Origin of the sequence: Micromonospora sp. MW-13 (assembly GCF_003434305.1) — a bacterium.
In the GTDB taxonomy this organism is placed as follows: Bacteria; Actinomycetota; Actinomycetes; order Mycobacteriales; family Micromonosporaceae; genus Micromonospora.
The window spans coordinates 231,151-250,478 of the sequence record NZ_QKKX01000035.1 but is presented as its reverse complement, the minus strand read 5'-3'; the positions used below and the strand labels follow the sequence as shown (position 1 = coordinate 250,478).

Annotated in this window: 19 protein-coding genes; 9 read left to right on the top strand and 10 right to left on the bottom strand. The window is 74.4% G+C overall.

The window, feature by feature from the left end; genetic code table 11:
• The first annotated feature begins 159 nt into the window (after positions 1–159).
• The 4 genes from C5N14_RS19475 (at position 160) to C5N14_RS19460 (ending at position 2,714) form a co-directional block, all read left to right on the top strand.
• The gene (locus C5N14_RS19475) at positions 160–1,107 is read left to right on the top strand and encodes an ABC transporter ATP-binding protein (RefSeq protein ID WP_117669535.1); all 948 of its coding nucleotides are present in this window, start codon (positions 160–162) and stop codon (positions 1,105–1,107) included.
• Positions 1,104–1,841 carry an ABC transporter permease gene (locus tag C5N14_RS19470; RefSeq protein WP_117669534.1) on the top strand — a complete coding sequence of 246 codons (738 nt, stop codon included), beginning with the start codon at positions 1,104–1,106 and terminating at the stop codon, positions 1,839–1,841. Before C5N14_RS19475 ends, C5N14_RS19470 begins: the two co-directional genes overlap by 4 nt.
• Before the next feature lie 312 nt (positions 1,842–2,153).
• Positions 2,154–2,465 (top strand): DUF5988 family protein, encoded by a 312-nt coding sequence (locus C5N14_RS19465; RefSeq protein WP_243639776.1) that lies wholly within the window; start codon positions 2,154–2,156, stop codon positions 2,463–2,465.
• Between the two features lie 18 nt (positions 2,466–2,483).
• Positions 2,484–2,714 (top strand): hypothetical protein, encoded by a 231-nt coding sequence (locus tag C5N14_RS19460; protein ID WP_117669532.1) that lies wholly within the window; start codon positions 2,484–2,486, stop codon positions 2,712–2,714.
• A 50-nt stretch (positions 2,715–2,764) separates the two neighbouring features.
• On the opposite strand, the gene C5N14_RS19455 is transcribed toward C5N14_RS19460, so the two are convergent.
• Positions 2,765–4,960, bottom strand: coding sequence for an ATP-dependent RecD-like DNA helicase (locus C5N14_RS19455; protein WP_371685870.1), 2,196 nt, complete (start codon positions 4,958–4,960; stop codon positions 2,765–2,767).
• Between the two features lie 187 nt (positions 4,961–5,147).
• Positions 5,148–5,663, bottom strand: a complete 516-nt coding sequence (locus tag C5N14_RS19450) for a 2'-5' RNA ligase family protein (protein ID WP_117669568.1) — start codon at positions 5,661–5,663, stop codon at positions 5,148–5,150.
• Between the two features lie 80 nt (positions 5,664–5,743).
• Between C5N14_RS19450 and C5N14_RS19445 the strand changes: the two genes are divergently transcribed.
• Complete coding sequence (locus C5N14_RS19445; RefSeq protein ID WP_117669530.1) at positions 5,744–6,253, top strand: DinB family protein; 510 nt, start codon at positions 5,744–5,746, stop codon at positions 6,251–6,253.
• 40 nt (positions 6,254–6,293) lie between these two features.
• On the opposite strand, the gene C5N14_RS19440 is transcribed toward C5N14_RS19445, so the two are convergent.
• Complete coding sequence (locus C5N14_RS19440; protein WP_117669529.1) at positions 6,294–7,343, bottom strand: NAD(P)-dependent alcohol dehydrogenase; 1,050 nt, start codon at positions 7,341–7,343, stop codon at positions 6,294–6,296.
• A gap of 240 nt (positions 7,344–7,583) precedes the next feature.
• Here C5N14_RS19440 and C5N14_RS19435 point away from each other — a divergent pair, with 240 nt between their 5' ends.
• Positions 7,584–7,979 (top strand): SCP2 sterol-binding domain-containing protein, encoded by a 396-nt coding sequence (locus C5N14_RS19435; protein WP_117669528.1) that lies wholly within the window; start codon positions 7,584–7,586, stop codon positions 7,977–7,979.
• Positions 7,976–10,042: a glycogen debranching N-terminal domain-containing protein gene (locus C5N14_RS19430; protein ID WP_117669527.1), complete on the top strand. Its 2,067-nt coding sequence runs from the start codon at positions 7,976–7,978 to the stop codon at positions 10,040–10,042. Before C5N14_RS19435 ends, C5N14_RS19430 begins: the two co-directional genes overlap by 4 nt.
• Before the next feature lie 37 nt (positions 10,043–10,079).
• On the opposite strand, the gene C5N14_RS19425 is transcribed toward C5N14_RS19430, so the two are convergent.
• From C5N14_RS19425 to C5N14_RS19415, 3 genes are all read right to left on the bottom strand, one after another.
• The gene (locus tag C5N14_RS19425; RefSeq protein WP_165878158.1) at positions 10,080–10,775 is read right to left on the bottom strand and encodes a Pr6Pr family membrane protein; all 696 of its coding nucleotides are present in this window, start codon (positions 10,773–10,775) and stop codon (positions 10,080–10,082) included.
• Positions 10,772–11,665 carry a hypothetical protein gene (locus tag C5N14_RS19420; RefSeq protein WP_128763610.1) on the bottom strand — a complete coding sequence of 298 codons (894 nt, stop codon included), beginning with the start codon at positions 11,663–11,665 and terminating at the stop codon, positions 10,772–10,774. Before C5N14_RS19420 ends, C5N14_RS19425 begins: the two co-directional genes overlap by 4 nt.
• 83 nt (positions 11,666–11,748) lie before the next feature.
• Positions 11,749–12,255 (bottom strand): DinB family protein, encoded by a 507-nt coding sequence (locus C5N14_RS19415; RefSeq protein ID WP_117669525.1) that lies wholly within the window; start codon positions 12,253–12,255, stop codon positions 11,749–11,751.
• 134 nt (positions 12,256–12,389) lie between these two features.
• On the opposite strand from C5N14_RS19415, the gene C5N14_RS19410 reads away from it, so the two are divergent.
• Positions 12,390–13,301 (top strand): DUF72 domain-containing protein, encoded by a 912-nt coding sequence (locus C5N14_RS19410; RefSeq protein WP_117669524.1) that lies wholly within the window; start codon positions 12,390–12,392, stop codon positions 13,299–13,301.
• Here the strand turns inward: C5N14_RS19410 and C5N14_RS19405 are convergent.
• The 4 genes from C5N14_RS19405 to C5N14_RS19390 form a co-directional block, all read right to left on the bottom strand.
• Positions 13,285–13,680 (bottom strand): hypothetical protein, encoded by a 396-nt coding sequence (locus C5N14_RS19405; protein ID WP_117669523.1) that lies wholly within the window; start codon positions 13,678–13,680, stop codon positions 13,285–13,287. The genes C5N14_RS19410 and C5N14_RS19405 overlap by 17 nt on opposite strands.
• Before the next feature lie 98 nt (positions 13,681–13,778).
• Positions 13,779–14,408: a hypothetical protein gene (locus C5N14_RS19400; RefSeq protein WP_117669522.1), complete on the bottom strand. Its 630-nt coding sequence runs from the start codon at positions 14,406–14,408 to the stop codon at positions 13,779–13,781.
• A 171-nt stretch (positions 14,409–14,579) separates the two neighbouring features.
• Positions 14,580–15,446 carry an alpha/beta fold hydrolase gene (locus C5N14_RS19395; RefSeq protein ID WP_117669567.1) on the bottom strand — a complete coding sequence of 289 codons (867 nt, stop codon included), beginning with the start codon at positions 15,444–15,446 and terminating at the stop codon, positions 14,580–14,582.
• A 147-nt stretch (positions 15,447–15,593) separates the two neighbouring features.
• Positions 15,594–16,850, bottom strand: a complete 1,257-nt coding sequence (locus tag C5N14_RS19390; RefSeq protein WP_117669521.1) for a hypothetical protein — start codon at positions 16,848–16,850, stop codon at positions 15,594–15,596.
• Between the two features lie 400 nt (positions 16,851–17,250).
• Between C5N14_RS19390 and C5N14_RS19385 the strand changes: the two genes are divergently transcribed.
• Positions 17,251–19,290 (top strand): type IIA DNA topoisomerase subunit B, encoded by a 2,040-nt coding sequence (locus C5N14_RS19385; RefSeq protein WP_207892791.1) that lies wholly within the window; start codon positions 17,251–17,253, stop codon positions 19,288–19,290.
• Positions 19,291–19,328: the final 38 nt, after the last annotated feature.

Sequence of the window (19,328 nt, the reverse complement as noted above, 5' to 3'; positions counted from 1 at the left end):
CGTCAGCCGATGGGTTGATTCGTGACTCAGATCCCCGGATGATGTCCGGCGTCGGTCGCCCCTCTGGGCGGACCGACTTCGCGTACTGCAAGACACGCCGCGATCCCAGAGGGTCCCGCCCTCCCGACGGCAACCCGCACGTGACGGAGGACGACGCCCATGCCGGTCATCGAGGTGGAGCACCTGCACAAGCGGTACGGGGAGAAGGTGGCCGTCGACGACGTGTCCTTCACCGTCGAGCAGGGCGAGATCTTCGGCGTGCTCGGGCCGAACGGGGCGGGCAAGACGACGACCGTCGAGTGCGTACAGGGGCTGCGCCGCGCCGACGGCGGCTCCGTGCGGGTGCTCGGCCTGGACCCGATCCGGGACCGCACCGAGGTACGGCAGCGCGTCGGCGCCCAGCTCCAGGAGAGCCAGCTCCCCGACAAGCTGCGGGTCCGCGAGGCGCTGGACCTCTACCGCTCCTTCTACCGGCAGAAGGCCGACATCGACGAGCTGCTCGCCGACCTGGGCCTGACCGAACAGCGCAACACTGCCTTCCACAAGCTCTCCGGTGGGCAGAAGCAGCGGCTCTCGGTGGCCCTGGCGCTGGTCGGACGCCCCGAGGTGGCCATCCTCGACGAGCTGACCACCGGCCTGGACCCGCAGGGTCGGCGGGACACCTGGGACCTGGTGGAGCGGATCCGCGACCGGGGCGTCACCGTCGTGCTGGTCACCCACTTCATGGAGGAGGCGGAGCGGCTCTGCGACCGGCTGGCCATCATCGACACCGGCCGCATCGTCGCCATCGACACCCCATCCGGCCTGCTCACCCGCGTCGGCACCGAGCACCGGGTGCACTTCCGCCCGCTCGACGAGCTGGACGACTCGCTGCTCGCCGCCCTGCCCGAGGTGACCGGGGTCAGCCGCAGCGGCGACGAGGTGACCGTGACCGGCCCCGAGCAGGTGCTCCAGTCGGTGCTCGCGACGCTGGCGGAGCACAAGGTCCGGTACGCCGCCCTCCGGGTCGAGCAGCCCACCCTGGACGACGCCTTCGTCTCGCTCACCGGTCGCCACGCCGGTCGGGCCGCCGCCACCCAGCCGCCGACCGACAAGAGGTCCTCGTGAACGCCCTGACCAAGCTCATCGCCGTCGAGACGAAGCTGTTCCTGCGCGAACCGGTGTCGCTGTTCTTCGTCTTCGTGCTGCCGATCGGCCTGATGCTCGTCTTCGGGCTGCCCCAGCGGGGATCGGACACCGGCAGCGCCGGGCAGCACGGCGAGCTGACCTTCCTGCCGGCGCTGGCCCTGGCCCTCACCATCGGCATGCTGGCGCTGTTCACCCTGCCGATGGCGCTGGGCATCTACCGCGAGCGGCGGGTACTGCGCCGGCTCGCCACCACCCCGGTCCACCCCGGACTGCTGCTGGTCGCGCAGGTCGTGGTGAACCTGGTGATGGGGGTGGCCGGCGCGGTGGTCACCGCGATCGGCGTCCGGTTCCTGCTGGACCAGTCGTCCCCGGCGAACGTGCCCGGCTTCGTGCTGGCCTTCCTGCTCGGCGTGGCCTGCCTGTTCGCCATCGGCCTGCTCATCGCGGCGCTCGCGCCGTCGGCAAGGGCGGCCCAGTCCATCGGTCCGGCGCTGTTCTTCCCGCTGCTCTTCCTCGCCGGGGCCTGGCTGCCCCGCGACCAGATGCCGACGGTGCTGGCCCGGATCGGCGACTACTCGCCGCTGGGGGCCACGGTGGACACCCTCGCCGCCGCCTGGGCCGGCGAGAGCCCCGCGGTGCCGCAGCTCCTCGTCCTGGCGGCCACCGCCGTGCTCGGCTCCGTGCTGGCCACCCGCTTCTTCCGCTGGGAGTGACGAGCGCCCGGCGGAGTTGACGCGAGCGAGGGCCCTTCCCGCCCGGATGGCGGGGAGGGCCCGTCGTCGTCTGTGCCCGCGCCGTCGCCGCCGACCCGGATCCCGCCCCGCCCCCGCTAGGGGTCGCTAAGGGTGTTCGGAAAATGTGACCTGGATTACGTTCGACGGGAACGGGGGCCGTCACCGGGGCTGCGGGAGGGCGTTCTCCCGCGAGCCGTTCCGTTGCCGCGGAACGGGGTGTCGCCCCCGTCGGTGACCCGCGCCGGCGACTGACGCGTCCGGGGCGGAGCGACAAGCGACGGAGGTCGTGCGATGACAGTTTCTTCCGATTCCGCCACCGGTGTCCGGACGGCGGACCGCATCGTCAACGAGGACGACCGGAGCATGTGGTCGGCGCAGGCGCCGATCGGCGGGGACGCCGCCAGCATCATCGACGTGGTGCTGGAGGGCGGCCCGACCAACCTCCCCACCGAGCTGCGCAGCCGCCGGATCTCCCCGGCGGAGGACAAGATCAAGGTACGCCACTACGGCGGGTACGAGCACTTCGAACGGGACTCCGTCAGGGGCGCCGACGAACTGCCCGTGGTCTTCCGCTGGACCGGCCGTACCAGGATCGCCGAGTAGCGGAAGGCAGCAGTTCCGATGGGCGTTCAGGATTCGCGGCTCGGCCCGCACGTCACGGTCAGCGACACGGCCGAAGCCCTCGCCTCCTACACCGACGTCTTCATCGCCCCGACCGATCCGCAGTTGGTGCTCAAGCGGGCCCCGGCGGCCGGGGCCGAGGTCGAGCCGGCCACCGAGTCGCCGGAGGTGGTGCTGCGGGACCCCGCCGGGCAGCGCTGGGTGCTCGTCGGCGCGACCCGCACCGGGTAGCGCCGGGCGGCGGCCGGCACCGCCCGGCCGCCGCCCGGCCCGCCCGCGGCTCAGGGCCGGTCGGGGGAGAGCCGGTGGGTGAGCGCGGTGTGTCGCCGTCCGGTGCCCGCGGTCCGCACCGCGATGGCGAGGGCCTTGCGCGACCCGGCCAGCACCACCAGCTTCCGGGCCCGGGTGACCGCGGTGTACAGCAGATTGCGTTGCAGCATCGTGTACGCGCTCATGGTCACCGGCAGCACCACCGCCGGATACTCGCTGCCCTGCGACCGGTGCACGGTGATGGCGTACGCGTGCTGCAACTCGTCGAGTTCGTGGAACTCGTAGCCGATGTCCTCGTCCTCGTCGGTGCGCACGGTCAGCGTCTGGTCGTCCAGGTCCAGGGCGGTGACCACCCCCACCGTGCCGTTGAACACCCCGGCGGCGCCCTTGTCGTAGTTGTTGCGGACCTGGATCACCTTGTCGCCGATCCGGAACACCCGCCCGCCGTGCCGCCGCTCCGGGGCGCCCTCCCGGTGCGGGGCGATCGCCTGCTGCAACAGGGTGTTCAGGTTGCCGGCGCCGGCGGGGCCGCGCAGCATCGGGGTGAGCACCTGCACGTCGCGGGGGCGCAGGCCGAACCGGCGTGGGATCCGCCGGGCCACGATGTCGACCACCTGCTCGGCGGTGACCTCCGGCTCGTCGCTGGGGAACAGGAAGAAGTCGGGATGCTCGCCGAACACCGGGGCCTGCCCGGCGTTGATCCGGTGGGCGTTGACCACCACCCCGGACTCCTGCGCCTGCCGGAAGATGCGGGTGAGGCGGACCCGGGGCACGGTGTCGGCGGCCAGCACGTCGCGCAGCACCTCGCCGGCACCGACCGAGGGGAGCTGGTCGACGTCGCCGACGAGCAGCAGGTGCGCGCCGGGCGGGACCGCCTTGACCAGCTTGTTGGCGAGGATCAGGTCGAGCATGGACGCCTCGTCGACCACCATCAGGTCGGCGTCGAGCGGGTTGTCCCGGTCGAAGGTGGCGTCCCCGCCGGGGCGAAGCTGGAGCAGCCGGTGCACGGTGGTGGCCGGGTGCCCGGTCAGCTCGGTGAGCCGTTTCGCCGCCCGGCCGGTGGGCGCGGCCAGCACGATCTTCGCCTTCTTCGCCGCGGCCAGCTCGATGATCGATCGCACGGTGAACGACTTGCCGCAGCCGGGGCCGCCCGTCAGCACGGCCACCCGGGAGGTCAGCGCCAGCCGCACCGCCTGCTCCTGCTCCGGCGCCAGCTCGGCCCCCGTGCGGGCCCGCAGCCAGGCCAGCGCCCGGGTCCAGTCCACCCGGCCGAACGCCGGCATCCGGTCCACCGGGTCGCGCAGCAGCCGGACCAGGCTCGCCGCGAGGGCCGACTCGGCCCGGTGGAACGGCACCAGATAGACCGCCGGGATGACGCCGCCCTCGCTGCTCGGGTTCGGCACCGCCTCCCGGACCACGCCGTCCTCGGTGGCCACCAGGTCGGCCAGGCCGGCGGCGACCAGTTCCGCCGGCACCTCCAGGATCGCGGCGGCGTCGGCGACCAGGTTCGGCCCGGGCAGGTAACAGTGCCCGCCGTCGGCCGCCTCGGAGAGGGTGTACCGGATCCCGGCGCGCACCCGCTGGGGGCTGTCGTGCGGGATGCCCACGGCCTGGGCGATGCTGTCGGCCGTCCGGAACCCGATGCCCCAGACGTCGGCGGCCAGCCGGTACGGGTCGTCGCGCACCACCGCGATCGACGAGTCGCCGTACTGCTTGAAGATGCGCACGGCGTGCGAGGTGGAGACGCCGACGCCCTGGAGGAAGACCATCACCTCCTTGATGGCCTTCTGCTCCTGCCACGCCAAGCCGATCGCCGCGGTGCGCTTCCTGCCCAGGCCGTGCACCTCGACCAGCCGGCCGGGTTCCTCCTCGATGATCCGCAGGGTGTCCACCCCGAAGGCGGTGACGATCCGGGCGGCCATCTTCGGGCCGATCCCCTTGATCAGCCCCGAGCCCAGGTAGCGCTCGATGCCCTGCACCGTCGCCGGCAGCACGGTGGTGCAGTGCTGCACCTCGAACTGCCGCCCGTAGCGCGGGTGCGAGCCCCACCGGCCGACCAGCCGCAGCCGCTCCCCGGGCTGCGCGCCGGGCAGCGGGCCGACCACGGTGAGCAGGTCGTCGCCGGAGCGGTCGGTGGCGACCCGGGCGATGGTGTACCCGGTCTCCTCGTTGGTGTAGGTGACGCGTTCCAGCACCGCCTCCAGCACGCTGCCCCGTGCCGGGGCGCCCGCGGTGTCGGCGGTCGGCGCGGACGGGTTGGCGGGCACCGGACGATGATGGCAGATCTCCCGTCCGGGGTGCCGTGGCGGCCCGCCGGCCCGGCCCGGGCCCGCGCGGGCGGGTCAGCGGCGGGCATCGCCCTGCTGGTGATGGGCCTGCGGCCGGCCGCGCCGGTCAGGGCAGCGGCCGGCAGACGCCCCGGGCGTGGTCGGTGACCGCCGCGCCGACCACGGTCGCCTCCAGCGGCAGCACCTCCAGGCAGCGCCGCACCGCGGCGGCCATCAGGGCGTTGGGCACCCGCATGGACAGCGTGCAGTGCGGCACCCAGCGCCCCGGCCGGTAGTGGTCGGCCAGCCCGACCTCGGCGGCGGCGAGCCGGTCGTGCACCAGCGCGTGATGGGCCAGCAACTCGGCGGTGGGGGCGGGCCCGAGCCACAGCACCCGCCCGACGAACTGCCCGGCGTGCTGGAACGTCAGCCGCAGCGGCGCCGCCACCACCGTGCCGGCGAGGGCCGCGACGACCCGCTCCGGGTCCAGTCGCGGGGCCACCGCCAGCGACACGTGCGGCCGGTGCCGCCGCTCCAGCAGGGAGCGCATGCTCTGCACCCCCTCGGACTCCAGCGCGTCCCACAGCACCCGGATGCGCCGGGTGGCGTCGGTGTCCAGATACAGCTCCAGTGCCGCGACCACGCCGTTCACCCTAGGGCCGAGGTTTGCCGGCCCGCTGACGCGGTACTGCGCCTGGGGAGTCCAGCGTCGAGGAGGACCGGGTGGACGTGAGAGATGTGCTGACCGAGACCTACGACCGGCTGCCCGGGCTGGTCCGCGGCGCTGTGGACGGCCTGTCGCCGGAGCAGCTACGCCGGGCGCCGGCGACCGGCGCTAACCCGGTGGGCTGGCTGGTGTGGCACCTGACCCGGATCCAGGACCACCATGTGGCCGGCCTGCTCGACGTGGAGCAGGTGTGGGTCACCGGGGACTGGGCGGGCCGGTTCGGGCTGTCCCCCGACCCGGACGACGTCGGCTTCGGGCACACCCCGGGGCAGGTCGGCACCGTCCGGCCGGAGAGTGCCCAGGCGCTGCTGGACTACTTCGAGGCGGTCGCCCAGCGGACCCGGGGGCTCCTCGCCGGGCTGCGGCCGGCCGACCTGGACCGGGTGGTCGACGAGGCGTGGGACCCGCCGGTGACTCTCGGGGTCCGGCTGGTCAGCGTCGTCGAGGACGACCTTCAGCACGTCGGGCAGGCCGCCTACGTGCGCGGCCTGCTCGGGGCGGGCTGACCGGTCGGGGCCGCGCGACGCCGTGCGGCCCCGCCGCCGGTCACGGCACGATGACGGCGCGGCCCTCCAGGGACCCGTCCCGCATCTGCCGGTACGCGTCGACCGCGCCGTCCAGCCCGAACGTGGTGATCTTCGGCCGGACCAGTCCGCGCGCGCCGAGGTCGAGCACCTCGATCAGCTCGGGTCGGCTGCCCCAGTACGTGGTCTGGATGCTGACCTCGTACGGCACGGAGAAGAACGAGACCGGCAGGGTGCCGCCGCCGATGCCGACGATGGTGAGGTCCCCGACGGTGCGGGCGGCGGCTGCGCCGAGCGCCAACGTGGCGTCCCCGCCGACGAAGTCCAGGACCACGTCCGCGCCCCGGCCGCCCGGGGTGGCCTGCCTGATCTCCTCGGCGGTCCGCTCGCCGGAGCGCAGCGTCAGGTCGGCCCCGTACCCCTCGGCCAGCTTCAGCGCGTCGGCCCGGGTGTCCACCGCGATCACCCGGGCCGCCGTGGTGGCCTTGAGGATCTGCACGCCGACGTGCCCGAGTCCGCCGACGCCGATGACCACGGCGGTGCTGCCCGGCGGCAGCTTGTGCCACGAGCGCCGGATGGCGTGGTACGGGGTGAGGCCGGCGTCGGTCAGCGGTGCCGCCTGCACCGGGTCGAGCCCGTCGGGCAGCGGCACCACGTGCCGGGCGTCCGGGACCAACTCGTACTCGGCCATCCCGCCGTCCAGGCCGAGCCCTCCGCCGCCGCCCGGCACGGGCGCCCCGGCCAGGTTCTCGCAGTACGGGTCCACGCCGACCCGGCAGCGGGCACAGGTGCCGCAGCCCCACGGGCCGTAGACGGCCACCGGCTGGCCGACCTCCAGGCCGGTCACCCCGGCGCCGAGGGCGTGCACCCAGCCGGCGTTCTCGTGGCCGAGGGTGAACGGCGGGTTCCAGGGCACCGCGCCGGCCTCGAAGTCGTGCATCAGGTGCAGGTCGGAGTGGCAGGCGCCGGCACCGCCGATCCTCACCACCACCTGACCGGGGCCCGGCGTGGGCGCGGCCACCTCGACCAGCTCGGGTTCGGACTTCCAGCCCGGCAACCGCAGCGCGCGCATCCGTGTCTCCTGTTCCTCCGCTTCGGTCTTCCCGGGTCGGCTGCCCGTTCAGCGTCCGGGCAAACGACCGCGACCGCCCGGTGTGCGGCGGCCCCGCCGGTCCCGGCCCTGGTCCCACCGGGGCGGGCCGCCCGGGGCCGCTCCGGGCCGGGCGGGATTCACCCGGACCGGGTGAGTCCCGCTCACCCCCGGCCGGGGGACGCTGCGGTTGACACGTGCTGTGCGGGAGGGGGGCGGCCGATGACCGCGACTGCGGCGGACTACCTGAGCCGGTGTGTCGCGGGCCGGCACGGCGACCTGCCGGAGACGACCAGCGGCACCCTGCGTCTCGACGTGCGCGACGGCGCCAGCACCGAGCACTGGTACCTCACCATCCGCGACCAGCGGGTCGAGGTGACCCGGTCGGGGGAGCCGGCGGACCTGGTCGTGGCGGGGGCGCGGGCGGCGTTCGACGCCCTAGCGGCGGGGCGGTCCCACATCGCCTCGGCGCTGCTGCGCAACGACGTCACCGCGCAGGGGAACCTGCGGCTGCTGATGTCCCTGCGCCGGCTGTTCCCGGGCCCGCCCGCCGCCCACCACCCCCGGCACCTCCCGCCGGCCGGCCGGGACTGGCTCGACGGGGGCACGTCCCGATGATGCAGGAATACGTGTACGTCATGGCCGGCAACGCGTTCGCGCTCGGCGACGCCCAGGGCGACATGACGGCGGACCCGCGGGTGCCGGTGGGGCTCTTCTCGTTCGACACCCGCTTCCTGTCCCGCTGGGTGCTCACCGTCGACGGGCAGCGGCTCCACGCGCTGTCCCGCGACGACCTGACCTACTTCGAGACCCGGTTCGTGCTCGTCCCCGGCACCGCCAGCCACTACGTCGACGCCGACGTGTCGGTCATCCGGCACCGGTCCCTCGACGACAGCTACAACGAGCGGATCACCGTGCTCAACCACTCGGCCGGACCGGCCGAGTTCACGGTGCGGATGGAGATCGCCTGCGACTTCGCCGACACGGCCGAGATCAGGCAGCCGAGGCCCCGCCGGGTGGAGATCACCCCGCTTGGGCAGGAGGGCGAGCTGCGGCTGCGCTACCAGCGGGACCGGTTCTGCCGGGAGACGGTCGTCTCCTCCACCGCCCCCGTCGAGGTGGACGAGCGCGGGATGACCTTCCGGATCCGGGTGGAGCCGAACGGCTCGTGGACCACCAACCTGCACGTCGGCATGCTCATCCGGGGGGCCGCCGCCCGCGACCTGCGGGCCAGCCTGGAGGCGCACCGCAGGCGGGTGAGCCGGGACATGCGGGAGGACCTGGAGCGCTGGCGGGCCCGCGCCCCGGAGTTGGTCGCCGAGCACGACGACCTCCGCCGGGCCTACGAGGGCAGCCTGGCCGACCTCGCGGCGCTGCGGTACACACCGCTGGCGCACGACGCCCCGCTGCCGGTGGGCGGCCTGCCGTGGGCGATGACCCTGTACGGCCGGGACGCCCTGATCACCTGCCTGGAGACGCTGCCGTTCACCCCCGAGCTGACGCCGGCCACCCTGCGCACGCTCGCCTTCGCTCAGGGCGGCCAGCTCGACGACCAGCACGACGAGGAGCCGGGCAAGATCCTGGTCGAGAACCGGTACGGCGAGAACGGTGTGTTCGGCGAGGCGGCCACCTCGTTGTACTTCGGGGCGGCCGACACCACGCCGCTGTTCGTGATCCTGCTCGACGAGTACGAGCGCTGGTCCGGCGACGTCGAGCTGGTGCGCGAGCTGCGCCACCCGACCCGGATGGCGCTGGACTGGATCGACGAGTACGGCGACATGACCGGCGACGGCTACCTGCGCTACCAGCGGCGCAACACCCGCAACGGGCTGGTCAACCAGTGCTGGAAGAACTCCCCGGAGGCGATCGTCGACCGCACCGGCCGACAGCCGGCCTTCCCCCGGGCCACCTGTGAACTACAGGGGTACGCGTACGACGCGAAGCTGCGTGGGGCGCGCCTGGCCCGCGAGTTCTGGGGCGACCCCGGGTACGCCGACCGGCTGGAACGGGAGGCCGCGGAGCTTCGGCAGCGGTTCAACCGGGACTTCTGGCTGCCCCACCGGGAGTACTACGCGCTGGCCCTGACCCCCGACGGCGAGCCGGTCGACGCGCTCGCCTCCAACATGGGGCACCTGCTGTGGAGCGGCATCGTCGAACCCGACCGCGCCGAGGCGGTGGCCCGGCACCTGGTCGGGCCGCGGTTGTTCTCCGGGTGGGGGGTGCGCACCTACGCCGAGGAGCAGCGACCCTACAACCCCGTCGGCGCGCACCTCGGCGCCGTGTGGCCGTCGGACAACGCGATCATCGCGGCCGGGCTGCGCCGCTACGGCTGCGACGAGGCAGCGGCCCGGATCACCGCCGGGATCTTCGACATCGTGCGGCTGCTCGGCAGCCCGATCCCGGAGACGATCGCCGGCTACCGCCGCGACCTGACCCGGTACCCGGTCCAGCTACCGCACGCCGGCCGGCCGCAGGCGTGGTCGTCGGGGGCGCTGCTGATGCTGCTGGGTACCGCCCTCGGGCTGTCGCCGTGCGGGGACAACCTGTTGGTCGACCCGGCGCTGCCGCAGGGGTTCGGGCGGATCGAGCTGCTCGACATCCCGGGCCGCTGGGGGCACGCCGACGCGTACGGCCGGGACCGGGCGCTCGCCGGCCGGGGCAGCCGCCTCCGGCCGGGCTGACCCAAAGCGGGCCCCGTCGACGCCCGGGGCCCGCCGTTCACCCGGAGAGGCGGCCGGCCGGCACGGTGGCCGGCGGCGCGCCGCCGGGGGTGTCGCCGCGGGGTCGGGCCCGCCGGGACAGGCCCCGGTCGACGCCCACGAAGAGCAGCCCGAGCAGCCAGAACACGAACGCGAAGAGCAGCGAGTTGAGCGCGACGCCGCCGTAACCGAGCTGGCCGGCGTCGACGAACGGGTACGGGTACCGGTGCACCACCAGGCCCCGGATCAGCGCGAACCCCAGGTACGCCAGCGGGAAGGCCAGCCACCAGGCGGCGTACCGTGCTCGCAGCCGGCCGCGCGGGTCGAACAGCGTCCAGTCGGCGACCGCCAACAGCGGCACGACGGTGTGCAGGAACTGGTTGCCCAGCGCCTCGCCGAGCGTGCGGTCCGGCTGGACCATGGCGAACGGGCTGGCCGGGTTGGCCAGCACCAGGTGGTACACCACCCCGGTGATGGTGATGTACAGCGTGACCGCGCCCTTGAGCACCGACGGTGGGTCGGGTCGGCCGTGCCCCGCCCGCCAGGCGGCGTAGCCGGCGAGGACGCCGACCGCGACGTTGCTCTGGATCGTGAAGTACGGCAGCAGCCCGGTGACCGTGGCCGGGCCGAGGGCGGTGAGCACGACACCGGCCAGCACGCTGAGCACGACGGCCAGCCGGAAGGCGACCGCCACGCGTCGACGCCGCAGACTCATCGGGGCAAGTTACCAGCAGGGAGCCCGGCCGGCCCCGTGCTCGCGGCCGAATCGGCCGGCGGCGAGGGATCGGCCGGCCGCGAGGGGCGGGCCGGCAGCGAGGGATCGGCGGGGACCGCCGGCACGGACGGCCTGCCCGGCAGCGGCGGCGTCGCCGGCAGTGCCGGCGACGCCGGCAGGGACGGGACCGCTGGCGGCGACGGGTGCTCCGACGGCTGGCCGGGAGGGCCGTCCGGCTGCCCCTGCCCACCCGGCGGGGCGGTCGCCGTGCCGGCCGGCCCGGTCGATGCGTCCGGCCCCGCCTCCGCCAGCGCCTCGGCGCACCAGCCCGTCACCCGGTCCCGGCCGCCGGCGGCTTCCACCAACTGCGCGTACCGGGTCTGGGTCAGGGCCCGGTCCTGCGTGGCCTCGTCCCGCAACGCTCGGCAGAGGGTGAGCAGCCGGGCGGGCGGCACCTCCGGGGCGCGGGTGCCGGCCGGGGACGGCCGGGTGGCCGGTCCGCCGTCCGGCACGGGTCGACCGGTCGCCGGTGCGGGGGCCGCCGGCCGGTCGACCGTCCCGGCCAACGGGGGCAGCGCCCCGTGCACGGCGGCGAGCGTGACCCCGCCGGTCGCGGCGACGGCCAGCGCAGCGAGGACGGCCTTCACGCCGAGCAGGCCGGTGAGCACGGTGCGCCGGGCACCCCTGGCGGGAACCGGTACGGCCGGTGTGCCGTGGGCCACCCGGAAGGCGCGCAGGGCGGCGTCCTCGCCGCGCAGTTCCTCGGGGCGCGGGGCGGCGCGGACGGCCGCCAGGAGCCGGACCAGCGCCTGGGGGCCCGCCTGGGGGCCGACGGCGGAACCGGCGAGCAACCGCTCGACGGTTTCCTGGTCCATCCGGTGTGCGTTCATCTCGTGTCCCTCAGCGCCACGGGCCGGCCGGGCGTCACATCGGAGCGCCCGGCCGGCCCGTGGGTCAGCGTGAGCCCGGCGGCTCAGCCCATCGTCTTCGCGCCGTCGATCGCCTCGCGCAGGATGTCGGCGTGCCCGGCGTGCTGGGCCGTCTCGGCGATCACGTGCAGCAGCACCTGGCGCACCGACCAGCTCGCCCCGGGCTCGAACCAGGGCGCCTCCGGCAGCGGGTGGGCCGCGTCCAGGTCCAGCGTGGCCACCAGCTCGTCGGTCGTGGCGGCCACCCGGGAGTAGTCGTCGAGCAGGGCGGCCAGGGTCTCCCCGTCGGCCATCCGGAAATGGTCGACCCAGTCGATCGGGGTGGCCTGCATCGCCCCGGCGCCGCCGACGGCGAACAGCATCCACCGCTGCTCGGTGACCGCGACGTGCTTGACCAGGCCACCGGGGCAGAGCTCGCTGACGGTGCTGCGCCCGGCGGCCTGCGCGTCGGTGAGGCCGTCGACGGTCTGCCGCAGGAACGCCCGGCGCTGGCGCAGGGTGCGCAGCAGGTCGGCCCGCTCGCCGGCGGGAAGCTGCTCGGTACGGGTCATGCCACCGTCCTTCGTGGTGAGGTCGGTGCCACCATAGGCCCGCCCACCGACAGCCTCGGCCCACGCGCCCGGTCGCGGGCGGTCCCGGCCCGGCTCCGGTTGCCGATCCGGCCGGGGCGCGGTCCACTGATCCCATGGGCGAGATCAGGGTGGGCACGTCGTCGTGGGCCGACCAGATGCTGCTCCGCTCCGGCTGGTACCCCCGCTCGGCCAACACCCCCGCCGGCCGTCTCCGGCACTACGCCGAGCGGTTCGGACTGGTCGAGGTGGACACGTCGTACTACGCGGTGCCGGCACCGGAGACGACCGCCGGCTGGGTGGCCGCCGCCCCGCCCGGGTTCACCTTCGACGTGAAGGCGTTCAGCCTCTTCACCGGCCATCCCACCCCGGTCACGACGCTGCCCCGGGACCTGCGGCCGGCCGGCGGCCCGGCCCGGATCCGGTGGCGGGACCTGTCGGCCGGGGCGTACGACGAGCTGTGGAGCCGGTTCCGGGCGGCGCTGGAGCCGATCGCGGCGGCTGGCCAGCTCGGCGCGGTGCTGCTCCAGTTCCCACCGTGGCTGGCCCGCAGCGCGGCGGCCGAGCGGCGCATCGTCGCCACGGCCGCGCGGCTGCGGCCCTGGCGGGTGAGCGTGGAGCTGCGGCACGGCTCGTGGTTCACCGAGGACGCCGTCCTGGGCACCCTGGCCCTGCTGCGGGAGCACGACCTCTCCTACGTCTGCGTGGACATGCCGCAGGGGTTCGTCTCGTCGGTGCCGCCGATCCTGGTCGCCACCGCCGACCCGGCCGTGGTCCGCTTCCACGGCCACAGCGCCGCCTGGGAGCGCGGCGACAAGCGGGACAAGTTCCGGTACGCCTACGGCGAGCGCGAGCTGCGGAACTGGTCGAAGCTGCTGGTCGAGCTGGCCGGCACCGCCGACGAACTGCACGTGCTGTTCAACAACTGCTGCGGCGACCAGGCCCAGCGCGACGCCGCCCGCCTGGTGGAGATCCTGGCGGAGGCGGGCGTGCCGGCCGGCGGGGCGCGGGTCAGCCGCGCCGGCTGATCCCCTCCGGGTGCATCCCGGTCGCCTCCTCGAGCGCGTTGTCCGGCAGGTCCCCGCCGGCGCTGTCGTTCGGGAACGCGCGCCGTGCCGGCGCCGGGTCGGGCGGCGCCGTCGGGCCCGCCTCGGCGACCGGCCGCTCCTCGACGGTGCCGAACCCGTGGCGTCCCGCGGGCGGGGTGGGTTCGGCGGGCGCGCCGGCCCGCCGGTCGCCGAGGCTCCCCTGCGGCACGGCGGTCTCCTCGCTGCCCTCGTCCATCGGGGAGTCCTCGCCGGCACCCCACGGCGGATCGGCGTCGAACCCGTCACTGGTGCCGAACGGGGCGGCGGACTCCGGTCCGCGTCCGTCCCCGCCGGTCGTCGATCCGTCCCTGCTCGTCATGGCCACCTCGCTGGTCGGGTCGGTGCTACGGGCGCTGATTGCCCGCCTGCGCGCCGCCCATGCCCCACCGGTCCGGTCGGGCACGGGCGGCGCGGTGGTCAGCGGCCGGACATGGCCATGTGCCGCCTGGCCGCGCCCAGGGCGGCCACCTTCCCCATCGTCCTGGGCGCGCTGGCCAGCCCACCGACGCGCCCGAGCATGCCCCGCAGGACCTGCCCCGGCTTCTGCTGCTCACCCATGTACGCGGTGACCACCACCAGCGCGCCGGTGAGCGCCGGGATGGCCCACTGGAGCATCTTCATCTGCCGCTGGCAGGAGGCCACGTTGGCCGGCGTCTGCGGATTCGGTTCGGTCGTCCCCTCGACGGACGGGCCGCCCGCCCGCTGTAGCCGCATGCCGAGCAACCGGCTGTACCCGGTGACCGCGAGCGCGCCGACCGTGAGAGCCGTCTTCACCGCGCTCATCCGGGCCACCCCGGACTGGGTGAGCACCCGGGGACTCTCGGTCGTCAGCTCGCCGACGGCGCCGGCCAGGTGCGCGCCGATCGCCGCGGCGTTGACCGGGGTCCACCGGGCCCACCCGGCCGAGGCCACCGGCAGTCGCTGGGTCGAGTCGTTGATCTGTGTCGCCGCGCCGTTGACGCCGAGCGCCCCCATCAGGGAGCCGCCGAACCAGGCGGCCAGGCCCAGGTCGTGCATCGAGCGCAGTGCGGTGTGCCGTTCGGACATCTGATCCCCTTCCACCGTACGGGTGCTGCGGCATACCCACCGATTCCGCAGGTACGCCCGGGATCGGGTGAACGGTGGCGCGGGAATCCCAGCGGACGCAGGACCTCGTCGAGCGGGGTCACCAGGTTGGCCGGCGGGTTCCAGCCGGTGCCGGGCGCAGCCCGGGCGGGATCAGCCGCGGCGGGGGAGCCCGGCGGCGAAGGCGGCCACCCGGGCGGCCACCGGCGCGGCGGCGCGTACCCAGACGAAGTGGTCGAGCGGGGCGCCGGCCTGCGCGGTCGTGTAGCGCTCGCGCGCGACGGTGGCCGCGGCGAGCTTGCCGCAGAGGTGGTCCAGGGTGGCGTGCGGGGTGTACTGGTCGTCGTCCACGCTCACCGCGAGGACCGGGACGTCCAGCGTGCGCAGCGCCGCCTCGACGTCCACCCCGTCGAGGGCGGGGAAGCGGCCGGTGCGGGCGGTGTGCGCCCAGTCCCGGATCACCCCGCGCGCCTGCCGGCCGCCGAAGCCCCAGCCCGGCCAGACGCCGAGCAGCCGGGCGGTCGCGGCGATCGCCTGGGTGTACGGCAGCACCCCGTACCTGCGGGGACTCGGGTACTCGCGCCAGTGCGGCATGCCGACGGCGACCAGGGCCAGCCCGTCCACGGCGTCCGTCCCGCGCAGGGCCAGGTGCAGCAGGGCGGCCTGGCCGCCGAGGGAGTGCCCGAGCAGGACCGTGGGCCGCCCGTCCAGCCTCGGCTTCAGCGCCGCGAGCACCGCGCCGACGTCGGCGGCCAGCTCCGCGTAGCCGTACCGGCAGGCGCGGCTCGGGGTCGGGGTGCTCGCGCCGGTGCCCCGCAGGTCGGCGACGACCACGGCGAGACCGGCCGCCCGCAGCGCGGCGGCGAACGGCCGGTAGTAGCGGGCCCGCACCCCCATCGCGGGCCAGATCACCACCACCGGGGCGTCCGCCGGGCCGGCGGGCTCGGGATACACCTGCACCCCGAGCCGGGCGCCGTCGACGTCGACGAACTCCTGCGTGTACTCCTCGGTCGCGCTCACCGGCCCAGCGTACGGCCGCAAGCTACCGGCGGGTAGTAAGGGTGCGCCGGGCGGGTCGCCGGTCGTCAGGCCGCCGCCGGAGCCGGTCGCGGAGACGACCAGGGGCACCGCGTCCACGGACGCGGTGCCCCTGGTGCCGGCCGGCGGTCAGCCGACGCTGATCGTTCCGTCTCCCGCGCGGACGCAGGCCACGGCGCGGGCGCTGGTGGCGGCGGCCCCGGTCAGGCAGCGGCCCAGCGCCTGGTGCCCGGCCACGTTGGGGTGCCACGACTCCTGGCAGGTCTGGAAGTAGCTCACGCAGGTGTTGGCGATCCGCTGGATGGCGATCTTGTCCTTGCCGGCGAGGCTGGTGACGAAGGTGCCGGTCGCGCCGTCCTGGAGCCGGATCGGCGTGGCGAGCGAGCCGGACGGGCTGGTCGGCTGCTCGCAGAGCCGGGCGCCGTCGAACGCCCGCTGCACGTTCAGGTAGACCAGGTCGGCGCTCGGGAACTCACTGGCCAGCGTGGTGCGCACCGAGCTGACCAGGCTGCCCAGCCCGGAGGAGAAGTGGTGCCCGGGCAGCAGGCTGGCCCGGTGGATCGGGCAGCCGGCCGCGTACCGCTCGGCCCCGAGGTCCCGGAACTTGTCCCGGTCGTCCTGCCGGCCGTCCTCCTCCCAGTAGTTCGAGGCGAGGTCGAACGGCAGCGGGTTGGTGTAGTCCTGGAAGACGATCCGGTGCTGGCCGTCGGCGTCGATCTGGTCGAGGGTGGTGAGAATCTGCCGTACGGCCGCGGTGGTCTCCGCGGTCGCGGCGCTGAGCTGCGTCGGGGTGGCCAGGTCGGCGTCGCTGCACGGCTTCTGCTCCACCGGCCCGCCGAGGTACGCCCAGAACTCCCACCAGCCGGTCCACGCGTCGGCGATGAACCGGTTGGCGCACTTCTCCGCCACGCTGCCGAAGGTGAACGAGCTGTTGTTCGAGCCCAGGCCCACCAGCACCAGGTCGATGTCGTGGGTCTGGCCCACCGCGCGGAGCTGGTCGAGCTGGGAGGCGACCGAGCGCCCCTTGGTCCGGTTGACCGACGCGTTGGCGATGTCGTACGGCTGCCCGCCCGAGCAGGCCAGGTTGAACCGGTCCTGGATGCCCGGCAGGTTGGCCTGGAACAGCGAGGCGTTGGGGGACCGGTGGCAGAAGTAGGCGTTGCTGTTCGGCGCGGTCCAGCCGGGGAAGCCCTGGCTGATGCCGTTGACGTCGACGACCGGGGAGTACGCCCCGGCCCCCTCGCCGCTGATGAAGCTGTCGCCGAGCGCCACGGCGGCGGTGGGGAGGCCGGCCACCGCCGGGGCGGGTGGCGCGACGGCGGTCGACAGCGCCGCCGCCGCGACGGTCAGCGCCGCCGCGAGCGCGGTACGACGGAACACGGACATCAGCGTCCTCCATCCATCCATGGAAAAATATGAAACTTTCTTCGAGACGGTGATCACATCACGGGCGTGTGACGGGCGTCAACGCCCAGCCATGCCTCCGCGGGTCGGACGGGGGGCGCCCGCGGGTCCGGTCGGGCCAGGGGGCCGGGCCCGGGGCGGGCGGGGCCGGGCGGGATGATTCCCGGGGCCGGCGGCGTTGGCGCAGGCGTGGGTGTCCTCCGGGTCGCCCGCGGGCAGGGCAGCCGGCAGCGGCGGAGCGACCCCGCACTGCGGGGTGCCGACGTCCTGTCCCACCTCCCGGTTAGGCTCGCTGCGGCGCGCCACGCGAGGTGATCGAGCCGGTGAGCGGCACCACACCGCCGAGACCTGGGAGTACGACCAGTTGACCGCACAGCCTGAGATGCTCTACGGGGCCGACGACCTGACCCACCTGGAGGGCCTGGACGCCGTCCGCAAGCGCCCCGGCATGTACATCGGCTCCACAGACAGCCGTGGCGTGGGTCACCTCGTCAACGAGATCCTCGACAACTCCACCGACGAGGGTGTCGGGGGTCACGCCACCCGGATCGAGGTGATCCTGCACGCCGACGGCTCGGTGCAGGTCGACGACGACGGCCGGGGCATCCCCACCGACGTGCACGCCAAGTCCGGCATCTCGGGCGTCGAGCTGGTGCTCACCCGGCTGCACGCCGGCGGCAAGTTCGGCGGCTCCGGCTACAAGACCTCCGGCGGCCTGCACGGCGTCGGCGCCTCCGCCGTCAACGCCCTGTCCCGGCGCTTCGACGTCACGGTCCGCCGCGCCGGCAAGACGCACACCATGTCGTTCCGGCACGGGGTGCCGGGGGTCTTCGACGGCCCCGGCCCCGACGCCCCGTTCACCGCCGGCCCGGGCCTCCAGGTCTCCGGCGCGATGAAGCGCGGCGCGCGCACCGGCACGTCGATCCGCTACTGGCACGACGCGCGGTACTTCGAGACCGGCGCGGCACTGGACGCCGAGGCCGTCCGGCTCAAGCTGCGCAACACCGCGTTCCTCGTCCCCGGCGTGAGCTACCTGCTGCGCGACGAGACCGGCGAGGAGCCGGTCGAGGAGTCCTTCCACTTCCCCGCCGGCCTGACCGACATGGTGGAGTTCCTCGCCCCGGCCGGCGACCGGCCGGTCTCCGGCACCCTGCTGGTCACCGGCGAGGGCACCTACCGGGAGAACGCCGCCGACGCCAACGGCGTCATGCAGTCCAACGTGCAGCGGCGCGCCGAGGTCGAGGTGGCGTTCCGTTGGGGCACCGGCTACGAGCGCACCGTGGAGTGCTTCACCAACACCATCCGCAACGCCCACGGCGGCACCCACCGCAAGGGCTTCGAGCGTGCCCTGGCCCGCACCCTCGCCGACGCGGCCCGCAACGCCCGGGGGCTGCTCAGGCCCAAGGAGGACACGCCCACCCTGGACGACGTCCTGGAGGGGATGACGGCCGTGGTGCACGTGCGGATCCCCGAGCCGCAGTTCACCTCGCAGACTAAGGACGAGTTGTCCACCGCCGGCATCACCAAGGTGCTCCAGGGGCTGATCGAGGCGCACCTGAAGGCGTGGCTGGAGGACCGCCGCACCAAGGCCGAGGCCCGCACGGTGCTCCAGAAGATCGTGGACGCGGCCCGGGTCCGGCTCACCCAGAAGCAGCAGAAGGACGCCGCTCGCCGCAAGACCGCCCTGGAGGGGGCGTCGATGCCGGCCAAGCTGGTCGACTGTCGCGCGGCGGGCATCGACCGCAGTGAGCTGTTCATCGTGGAGGGGGACAGCGCACTCGGAACGGGGAGACTGGCCCGGTCCGCCGAGTACCAGGCGCTTCTCCCCATTCGTGGCAAGATCCTCAACGTGCAGAAGGCGAACCTCCAGCAGGTGCTGGACAACGCCGAGTGCGCGGCGATCGTCCAGGTGCTCGGGGCCGGCTCCGGGCGCACCTTCGACCTGTCGGCGATGCGGTACGGCCGGGTCCTGATCATGGCCGACGCCGACGTGGACGGCGCGCACATCCGCACCCTGCTGATCACGCTGTTCGCCCGGTACATGCGCCCGCTGATCGAGGCCGGCCGGCTCTACGCCGCGATGCCGCCCCTGCACAAGATCACCACGAAGGGGCGCAACCCGCAGACCGTCTACACCTACACCCAGGCGGAGATGGAGGCGACGGTCCGGAAGCTGGAGAAGTCCGGCAAGCAGATCGTCACCCCGATCCCCCGGTTCAAGGGCCTCGGCGAGATGGACGCCGACGAGCTGTGGGAGACCACGATGAACCCGGCCACCCGGGCGGTCCGCCGGATCACCCTCGACGACGTCGACGCCGCCGAGCGGATCCTGGAACTGCTGATGGGGGAGAAGGTCGAGCCGCGCCGCAACTGGCTGATCGAGTCCGCCGACCGGGTCGACCGGGAGGCGATCGACGCATGAGGACCGCCCGCCGCCCGACCGCTGCCCCCCGGGGACAG